The organism is Segatella salivae DSM 15606, from assembly GCF_000185845.1.
Taxonomy (GTDB): Bacteria; Bacteroidota; Bacteroidia; order Bacteroidales; family Bacteroidaceae; genus Prevotella; species Prevotella salivae.
Genome location: NZ_GL629647.1, coordinates 654,292 through 658,351, shown reverse-complemented (window position 1 = coordinate 658,351; position 4,060 = coordinate 654,292). Strand labels below are relative to the sequence as shown.

At 42.1% G+C, this 4,060-nt stretch carries 1 protein-coding gene; it reads right to left on the bottom strand.

The features are described 5' to 3' along the window. Positions 1 to 461: 461 nt before the first annotated feature. Complete coding sequence (secA, locus tag HMPREF9420_RS02780) at positions 462 to 3,785, bottom strand: preprotein translocase subunit SecA (RefSeq protein WP_007133894.1); 3,324 nt, start codon at positions 3,783 to 3,785, stop codon at positions 462 to 464. Positions 3,786 to 4,060 lie beyond the last annotated feature (275 nt).

The following is a 4,060-nucleotide window of genomic DNA, read 5'->3' as shown; positions in this document are numbered from 1 at the left end:
TTTCTTTTTTTCATGCTTATGTCGTTGACAGAAGCGATTATTTTCTTTATTTCGCGCTTATGTCGTTGACAGAAGCACCAATTTTCTTTTTTTCGTGCTTATGTCGTTGACAGAAGCGATTATTTTCTTTATTTCGCGCTTATGTCGTTGACAGAAGCGATTATTTTCTTCATTTTGTGCTTATGTCGTTGACAGAAGCGATTATTTTCTTCATTTTGCATTTATGTCGTTGACAGAAGCGTTGGAAAAACTCTTTTTTGCCTTACAGAATGGTGCTGTAGCTTGAAATTCTTGTTGTTGTCTCCTTCCAACAGAAAATATTGTTTTCAAATTCTATTTTTGAAGTCTACGGATAGGGTAGAGGTTGGGCTGTGATGATGTTTCTATTGGTATGATGTAGAATAAAAAGCCCATTCATTGGAGTATGAATGGGCTTTTTTATATTGATAAGAACGATTTAATTAAATGTTCTTTCCGTGGCAGTTTTTGAACTTCTTGCCACTTCCGCATGGACATGGGTCGTTAGGGCGTGGCATTCGTTCAGCAACATAAGGCGTGTGGTTTGCCTGGTCTGCATCTTCGCGCGTGTCTTGATGAACAGCTGCCTGTTGTGCACGCGCTTCGAGATCTTCTTTTTGTTCGTGATAGCGTTGTGCGTGTTGCTCTGGTGCAGCTTCTTGAACTTCTTGAACAACAGGAATCTGGCAGCGCATCAACACACTGGAAATGCGATTGTTCATGTCATCTATCATGTTGTCCCAAAGCTTAACGCTCTCTAATTTGAAAATCAAAAGAGGATCTTTCTGCTCGTATGACGCGTTCTGCACGCTGTGGCGCAACTCGTCAAGCTGACGCAAGTTTTCTTTCCAGCTATCGTCAATGATGCGGAGCATAACAGTCTTTTCAAAGTCTGTTACAACGCTTGCAGCCTCGCTGTCGTAGGCTTCTTTCAGATTTGCAGGAATCTGATAGAGATTTCGGCCATCTGTGATAGGCACAAGAATACGCTCATACATTGCGCCCTGTTCTTCTTGAACTTTCTTGATGACAGGGTAGGCGTCGGCCTGAATGCGGTCTGTGTGGCGCTTGAATGAAGCCATGGCATCTTGGAATGCGCGTTCTTCGAGTTCAGCCTTAGTGTTGCTGTCAAATTCTTCTTCGGTGAATGGCATCTCCATTGCTAAGATCTTCATAAATTCTTCCTTAGCTCCGGCATAATCATTCTTTTCGATGATGTTCACAACTCGGTCCCAAATAACGTTTGTGATATCCATTCCGATGCGTTCTCCCATGAGGGCATGGCGACGCTTCTCGTAGATTACCGTACGTTGTTTGTTCATGACGTCATCGTATTCGAGAAGATGTTTACGGATACCGAAGTTATTTTCCTCAACTTTCTTCTGCGCACGTTCGATGCTCTTAGAAATCATTGGACTTTCAATTCGTTCGCCGTCTTCAAAACCTAAGCGGTCCATGACTTTGGCGATACGCTCTGATGCGAAAAGACGCATCAGCTTGTCTTCCAATGAAACATAGAAAACAGATGAGCCTGGGTCACCTTGACGGCCTGCGCGACCACGCAACTGGCGGTCTACACGGCGGCTCTCATGTCGTTCTGTACCGATGATGGCCAAACCGCCTGCGGCTTTAACCTCGTCGGTAAGCTTGATGTCGGTACCACGACCAGCCATGTTGGTTGCAATCGTTACAGCACCTAATCCATTCTCAGAGCGTCCTGCTTCGGCAACAATCTGTGCTTCGCGCTGATGAAGTTTCGCATTTAAGACGTTATGAGGAATGCGGCGCATCTTTAACATCTTGCTCAACAACTCACTGATTTCGACAGAGGTTGTTCCGACAAGTACAGGACGGCCTGCATTTCGCATCGTCTCAATTTCGTCGATAACGGCAGCATACTTTTCGCGTGCTGTCTTATAGACACGATCGTCGAGGTCGTGTCGAGCGATAGGACGGTTTGTTGGAATCTCAACAACATCGAGTTTGTAGATATCCCAGAACTCTCCGGCCTCAGTGCTTGCTGTACCAGTCATACCAGCCAGCTTGTGATACATACGGAAGTAGTTCTGAAGGGTGATGGTTGCAAAAGTTTGGGTCGCAGCTTCCACCTTTACATGTTCCTTAGCCTCGATAGCTTGGTGAAGACCGTCACTCCAGCGACGACCCTCCATAATACGTCCGGTTTGTTCATCAACAATCTTAACTTCGCCATCCATAACGACATACTCGTCGTCTTTATTAAACATGGTGTAAGCCTTCAGCAATTGTTGAAGCGTATGCACACGTTCACTTTGAACGCCATAGTGAGACATCAACTCATCCTTCTTGTCTATTTTCTCTTGGTCAGAAAGATTCTTTTGGCTTTCAAGGTCAGACAATTGAGAGGTGATATCAGGCAAAACGAACAAGTCTTCGCGCCCTGTTTGCTTTGCCAACCATGCTGTACCTTTATCTGTTAAGTCAGCGCTATTGAGCTTTTCGTCAACAACAAAGTATAATGGCTCAATAGCTTTAGGCATCTCACGATTGTTGTTAGCCATGTAATACTCTTCTGTTGAAAGCATACCAGCTTTGATACCATCTTCAGAAAGATATTTAATCAAAGGTTTATTCTTTGGCAATGCTTTATATGAACGATAGAGTGCAAGGAAACCTTCTTCTAAGAGTTGTTTGTCATTTTTCTCTTGGCCAGCAGTAATCTTTTGCTTTGCCTCAGCCAAAAGCTCAGTTGCCTGCTTGCGTTGAACCTCGTATAAACGTTCTACAAGAGGTTGATATTCCTCAAACATTTGGTCATCTCCCTTCGGAATCGGACCAGAAATGATCAATGGAGTACGTGCATCGTCAATTAACACAGAGTCAACCTCGTCGACAATTGCAAAGTTGTGTTTGCGTTGAACAAGATCACTTGGGTTGAGAGCCATGTTATCACGCAGATAGTCGAAACCAAATTCGTTATTTGTTCCGAAAGTAATGTCTGCTTGATATGCTTTTCTTCGTGCTTCAGAGTTTGGCTGATGTTTGTCTATGCAATCAACAGAAAGGCCGTTGAACATATAGAGTGGTCCCATCCACTCAGAGTCGCGTTTAGCCAAATAGTCATTGACTGTAACCATGTGAACACCATTTCCTGTTAAGGCATTCAGGAAAACGGGAAGGGTTGCAACAAGCGTCTTTCCTTCACCCGTTGCCATTTCTGCAATCTTTCCTTGATGAAGAGCGATTCCACCGAATAATTGTACATCATAATGTACCATATTCCATTTGAGTTTGTTGCCTCCTGCCGTCCACTCATTGTGATAGATTGCTTTATCACCATCAATCGTAATGAAGTCATTTGCAGGATTAGAAGCTAACTCTCTATCGAAATCGGTTGCAGTGACAATGGTGTCTTCATTCTCTGCAAAACGTCTTGCAGTATCTTTCATGATACTGAAAGCTGTAGGAAGAACTTCATTTAAAGCTTGCTCATACAAATCGAGAACTTCTTTTTCAAGTTTATCAATTTGATTGAAAATATCCTCGCGTTCGTCGATTGGTGTATTTTCAATCTTCGCTTTTAGTTCCGCTATTTGTTGCTTTTGCTCTTTGGCGGAGTCTTGAACATACTGTTGAAGTTCTTTTGTCTTTGCACGTAATTCGTCATTGCTCAATTTCTGAATCTCAGGATATGCAGCCTTAACTTTCTCAACGATTGGTTGTATCAGCTTCATATCACGGTTTGACTTATCACCGAACAATGATTTCAAAAAGTTATTGAAATTCATTTTATTATGTTTTTTATTATATACCTATTTATATACGTGGTGCAAAATTACGAATTTAATTCTTATTTATCCCACAATATTTATAAAAGTTGAATGAAGTCATTGTAAATAAGACTGTTGTTCCCTCTTTTATACTTCATTCTATATATCTTTATTAGAAAAGAGGAGCTGTAGAACAAGCATTCGGTGCTCTGATATTAATGCTCTTACAAATTGTAGGAGCAATACGATCTATAGTTGTTGGAGTAAATATACGCTCTGGCTTAATATCCATT

Bases quoted from the DNA above. Each gene is read 5' to 3' on its own strand.
- secA (WP_007133894.1), bottom strand. From the start codon at position 3,785: ATGAATTTCAATAACTTTTTGAAATCATTGTTCGGTGATAAGTCAAAC.